The sequence below is a fragment of the Microbacterium sp. genome (assembly GCF_052099035.1).
Taxonomy (GTDB): domain Bacteria; phylum Actinomycetota; class Actinomycetes; order Actinomycetales; family Microbacteriaceae; genus Microbacterium.
In genome coordinates, this window is the sequence record NZ_JBQDSX010000119.1 from 1 (window position 1) to 5,041 (window position 5,041).

The 5,041-nt window shown below is 68.3% G+C and carries 4 protein-coding genes and 1 pseudogene; 1 reads left to right on the plus strand and 4 read right to left on the minus strand.

Features of this window, described 5'->3' with window-relative positions; genetic code table 11:
• Nucleotides 1–136 precede the first annotated feature (136 nt).
• From ACTIAO_RS16990 to ACTIAO_RS17005, 4 genes and pseudogenes are all read right to left on the minus strand, one after another.
• Nucleotides 137–688 carry an NADPH-dependent FMN reductase gene (locus tag ACTIAO_RS16990; RefSeq protein WP_441840523.1) on the minus strand — a complete coding sequence of 184 codons (552 nt, stop codon included), beginning with the start codon at nt 686–688 and terminating at the stop codon, nt 137–139.
• Nucleotides 689–787: 99 nt separating this feature from the next.
• A pseudogene (locus tag ACTIAO_RS16995) lies at nt 788–1,117 on the minus strand (hemerythrin domain-containing protein); the annotation flags it as partial.
• Between the two features lie 42 nt (nt 1,118–1,159).
• Nucleotides 1,160–2,029 (minus strand): AraC family transcriptional regulator, encoded by an 870-nt coding sequence (locus ACTIAO_RS17000; protein WP_441840521.1) that lies wholly within the window; start codon nt 2,027–2,029, stop codon nt 1,160–1,162.
• A 121-nt stretch (nt 2,030–2,150) separates the two neighbouring features.
• Nucleotides 2,151–3,812, minus strand: coding sequence for an ATP-binding cassette domain-containing protein (locus tag ACTIAO_RS17005; protein WP_441907283.1), 1,662 nt, complete (start codon nt 3,810–3,812; stop codon nt 2,151–2,153).
• A gap of 217 nt (nt 3,813–4,029) precedes the next feature.
• On the opposite strand from ACTIAO_RS17005, the gene ACTIAO_RS17010 reads away from it, so the two are divergent.
• Nucleotides 4,030–5,041 (plus strand): LacI family DNA-binding transcriptional regulator (locus ACTIAO_RS17010; RefSeq protein ID WP_441907284.1); only part of this gene is annotated, 1,012 nt, incomplete at its 3' end.

Below are 5,041 nucleotides of genomic sequence, written 5' to 3' on the forward strand. Positions count from 1 at the left end.
GCCGCTTCCACGACATGGTGCAGATGAGCGACGGGTTCGGAGACGAGTAAGGGACGTCACCTCCTACCGAGGCCGGGATGCGACGGCACGACCGTGAGTACCGGGCCGAAACGATAGCGCCCGCGCCCGGTGGTGCCTATGAGCGCACGGTGCGCGCCAGCCCTTCGAGCTCATCGAGCACGCCGCCCACCTCGTCGACGTGGCGATCTTCCGGCTGGAACTCGCCGTCGCTCCAGTGCGTGAACCCGTTGAAGTTGACCTCGGCACGCACGACGGGCATCGAGAAGTTCGCGACGATCTGACGCCACTGCTCGATGGCGCGGACTCCGCCCACCGAACCGTGCCCGATGAAGGCGACCGGCTTCCCCACCCACTCGGCCCCCAACGAGTCGACGGCGTTCTTGAATCCGCCGGGCACGCCGTGGTTGTACTCGGGCGTGACGAAGACGTACGCATCGCACGCGTCGATCGCGGCGGACCAGCGCTGAACGTTCGGGTCGCCATAGTTCTTGTTCGCCACCATCGGATGGATCGGCGTCGTCAGGAGCGGAACATCGAACGTCGCCAGGTCGATGAGTTCGAAGGTGGTCTCGCCGTCGCGCTGCGCCGCGAGGTCGTATACGTAGCGCGCGACGGCCTCCGTCGCGCGCTCGGTGCGGATGGAACCCAGGATGATGCCGATCTTCACGTTCTCGTTCCTCTCGTCAGGCCGTTGTCTGTGCACACTATCGCCGTTATCCCGTGCCTGGGGCCGGCCACGAGAGCGTCGTCCCTGCGTGCCGTGCGCTCACAGCGGCCCCAGTACGTGTTGCGGATCGGCGTCAAGAGCGAGCGTTTCCAGCACCTCGAGAAGCTGGTGCTCCTCGTAACGGAAATGACTCTCCATGATCGCGGCGATGCCCTCCATGTGCAGGGTGAGCTCCGTGGGGTCGGGCATTTCCGTGAGGGTCGACTGCAGGCCGACCAGCAGATGAGCGATCATCGAGTGGTCCTGTTCCAGGTAACCCAACGTGTCGCGCAGCTCGGGATGAGCGGTCGCGATTGCCGGGAACAACTCCCGATCCTCTCCTTCGTAGTGCCCGATGAGCGCCGTGCAGAACCCGTGGCAGAGCAGGAGAAGTTCGCGTCCCGCCGCCTCAGCAGGACTGGTCGCGGACGATTACCCTCGCTCGACCGGCATCCACAGCTCGCACGTCGCCGTGGAGAGATCCTCCGCGCGGTCGAGTATCGCAACGATCGAGGGGCCGGGGCGAAGCCGCCACGGATTCGATGGGAACCAATCTGTGGCGGATGCCGCCCATGCATCCTGTAGAGCCTTCGGGTGTGCGCCGCTGGTGCGGAAGACGACCCAGTTGCCCTGTGGAACCTCGATGGCATCCAGGTCTTCCGGCACCGGCGTCGTATGGCCGACCGAGACGCCGTGCAGGTAGGTGAGCTCGCTGCCCTCCGTCGCGTCCTGCTCGACGTCGTCGGTGATCTGAAGAAGCCCTGTCGGCTCAGCATCGTTCAGCGACGTGAGACGCGCGTGCTCGCCGGCCGGGAGCGATGCAATATGCGCTTCGATGTGTGGATTGATGCCCTCGTAGATCAGTGGGACGCGAACGGCGTGGCCCACGAGGCGGAGCGTCGGTTCGGTGATGATGCGAGCGTCCATAGGGATGCTCCCTTCGATAGTGAGTCGGAATCTGAGGTGCGGTTGGCTGCGAAGGGGGCCGCCGTTTCGCCGCACGTCGCCCGGTCGCGCGCCGTGCACAGCGTGGAACGCCCGCCCGAAGGCCTCGGTCGAGCCATAGCCGTACCGCACAGCGATCGTGAGCAGGCCGTCGGTACTCCCGACGACGTCAGCGGCGGCGGTGGTCATCCGCCGACGCCTGATGTACTCGGCCACGGGCATGCCCGCGAGCGACGAGAACATGCGGCGCAGGTGATATTCGGTCGTCCCCGCGTTTGCCGCGAGCTTCTCGAGATCAAGCTTTTCCCCCAGGTGTGCCTCGATTTCGTCGACCAGTCGGTTCAATGCGTCGATCACAGCGCGCTCCTTTCTCTAACGACTGTCCCGCATGGAGGATCACGACGCCCGACTCTCGCGGACGGGTTCGATCGGGTTCGCATCGGGGCGAGACTCCCGTGATCCCTGCCTGCTCCATCCCTCATGCGGCTCCGATCTCGAGCCGTGGCCACTCCGCGAGGTCGCTCAGCAGGCGGCGGTCGTGCGTCGCGACGACGACCGCTGCGCGGGTCGCGCCGAGCGCCTCGGTCAGCTCGTCCACGAGCGAAATCGACAGGTGGTTGGTGGGCTCATCGAGAATCAGTACGTCCGGACGCTCGGCGAGACGCAGCGCGAGATCCAAGCGCCGCCGCTGCCCCTGAGAGAGATCGCGCACGCGGTTCGCGACCGCGTCGCCGGGCAGAAGCCCGAGAGACCCGAGCGAGAGCGCGTGACGATCCGAGAGCATCCCCGACGATCTCAACCTGCCGATGTGCTGGTCGAACACCTCGCGCGCCGTGCGTGACTCGTCGTCGACCTCGGTCTCCTGTGCCACGAGCACGACGCGCGTGCCACCTCCCGACCGCACGGATCCCGTCGTCGGCTCCAAGCGCCCCGCCAGCGCGGCGAGCAGCGTCGACTTGCCCGCGCCGTTCGGCCCCGTCACGAGAAGGCGTTCACCCGCCGAGAGCCCGACGCTCACGGTGCGCGTCAGCCGGTTCTCGACGGTCACGTCGTCCGCGCTCAGCAGCACGCCTCGGCCGGGCCGCAGATCTGGGAACGAGAAGGCGAGCGGCGGGGCCGGGACCGTCACACGGTGCGCCTCCAGTGCCGCCTGCGCTCGTGCGACAGCCTGCACGACGCCGGGGGCGTGGCTCTGGCGCTGATGCTTGCCAGTTCCCTTCGGCGGACGCCATCCGGTCTGCAACCGGTCGCGAGCCGTGTGTGCGGCGGTGGCGAGGCGGGCGTGCTCGAGCTGCTGATCCGCATGCTCCTGCTCCCATCGCTCACGCTCCGCGCGGCGCCCCTCCTGCCAGCCGGCGTACCCGCCACCGTAGCGGCGCGGGCGGCCGTCCCGCGACGGATCCAGGTCCAAGAACTCCTCGCACGTGTCGGCGAGCAGCGCGCGGTCGTGGCTGACGACCACGACGCCACCGCGATGCTCGCGGATCCGCCGGGTGAGGAAATCGAGCCCGTTGGCGTCGAGATGGTTGGTCGGCTCGTCGAGCAGAAGGAAGTCGCGCTCGGCGCCCAGCAGGCACGCGAGCCGCACGCGGTAGCGCTGGCCGACCGACAGGGTGGCGAGGTCGCGCTCACGGTCCGTGCAGGCATCGAGCGCCTCGAGCGCGGCATCGACTCGTCGATCCGCGTCCCAGGCATCGAGCCGGACGGCCTGCTCGAGCGCGTCCGCGTACGCGTCGTCGGCGCCGGCGGCGTTCGACGACAGGGACTCGGTCGCATGCTCCAGGGCACGCAGCGCGGCGTGGGAGGGCGCGACGGCCTCGCCGATCAGGTCGCCGACCGTCGTGCCGGGCGCTACATCGAGCTCCTGCTCGGCGACGCCGATCGAGCCGGCGCCGCGCACCGTGCCCTCGTCGGGAGCGAGCGTGCCGACGAGCAGGTGCAGCAGGGTCGTCTTGCCGCGGCCGTTCTCGCCGACGATCGCGAGTCGTGAGCGCGGCGACACCGTCAGATCGACCGCGTCGAGCACGCGGCGCCCGCCGCGCGTGATGCTGACGCCCGACGCGGTGATCTGTGCGCGATCACCGGCAGGAAGGGCGAGGGAATCCGAGGATCCGTGTTGAGGAAAAGGGGTGAGGGACAAAATCGTCTCCGTGGCTTCGTTGCGGAGCCGGGCGACGATGCGCAGACAGCACGAAACACCGCCCGGCGATGACCGGAACGGCGGAGCGGGGAGCGGATGGACTCGGGCGCCGCCGTCAGGCGGCGCGGCGGAGACGCATCGACGCAATGCCCGCGATATGCGCGGCGGCGAAGTTCCTCATGTGAACAGCATATCAATCCCCCATTATGATCGGCCCATGGCAACTCTGAGCGACGTCGCCGCGCGGGCCGGGGTCTCGGTTTCCGCGGTTTCCCGAGTCTTGAGCGATGCGCCGGAGACGCGCGTCAGCGACGAGACGCGAGAGCGGATCAAGCAGGCTGCCCGCGATCTCGACTACCGTCCGAACTCGGCCGGTCGAGCGCTGCGGTCGGCGCGCTCAAACGTTATCGCCCTCGTGGTCCCCGACCTCATCAACGCGATCTTCATCGAGCTTGTGCGCGGGGTCGAGGATGCCGCGATCCAGCACGACTATCTCGTCCTGATGGGTCGTACGGAGGACCTCGAGCCGGGGGACGAGCGTGCGCGGAAGCTCCTCGGCGAGGGGCGTGTGGATGCGCTCCTGTTGCAGCCGGGAGATCGGCCGAACGTCGTCGACGCGATCGCGGGATTCGCCGAGCAGAAGCCGGTGGTCATTCTCAATTCCGTCGAGGCGAACGCGCCGGGATCGGCCACGATGCCCGACGACCTCGGTGCCCGCGTCGCCGTGCGCCACCTGATCGATCTCGGACACGAGCGCATCGCCTTCGCTGGCGGCGTGCCCGGAAACCCGACCAACGTCCGACGCGAGAGCGGGTTTCGCACACAAATGGCGTCGGTGGGGCTCGATGTCGATCCGACGTTCGTCACCTCGTTCGGCTATACGGCCGCCGACGGCGAGCGTGCGGCCGACGCGCTGCTGAGCGGCGAGCGCCGACCGACCGCGATCTTCGTCGCGAACGTGAACGCGGCGATCGGTCTGCTGTCTCGTGCCCGCCGCCTCGGGCTTGCGGTTCCCGCCGACGTGTCGATCGTGGCGCTGCACGACTCGTGGACCGCTGAGAACTCGTGGCCTCCACTGACGACGGTGACAATGCCCTGGTATGAGCTCGGACGCCGCGCGTTCGCGCAGGTGCATGGCCGAATTCAGGGCGAGGATCCGACGGGCATCGTCGTCGATGATCCCGCCCCCCGCCTGATCGTGCGCGAATCGACCGCGCCGATCGACGCGG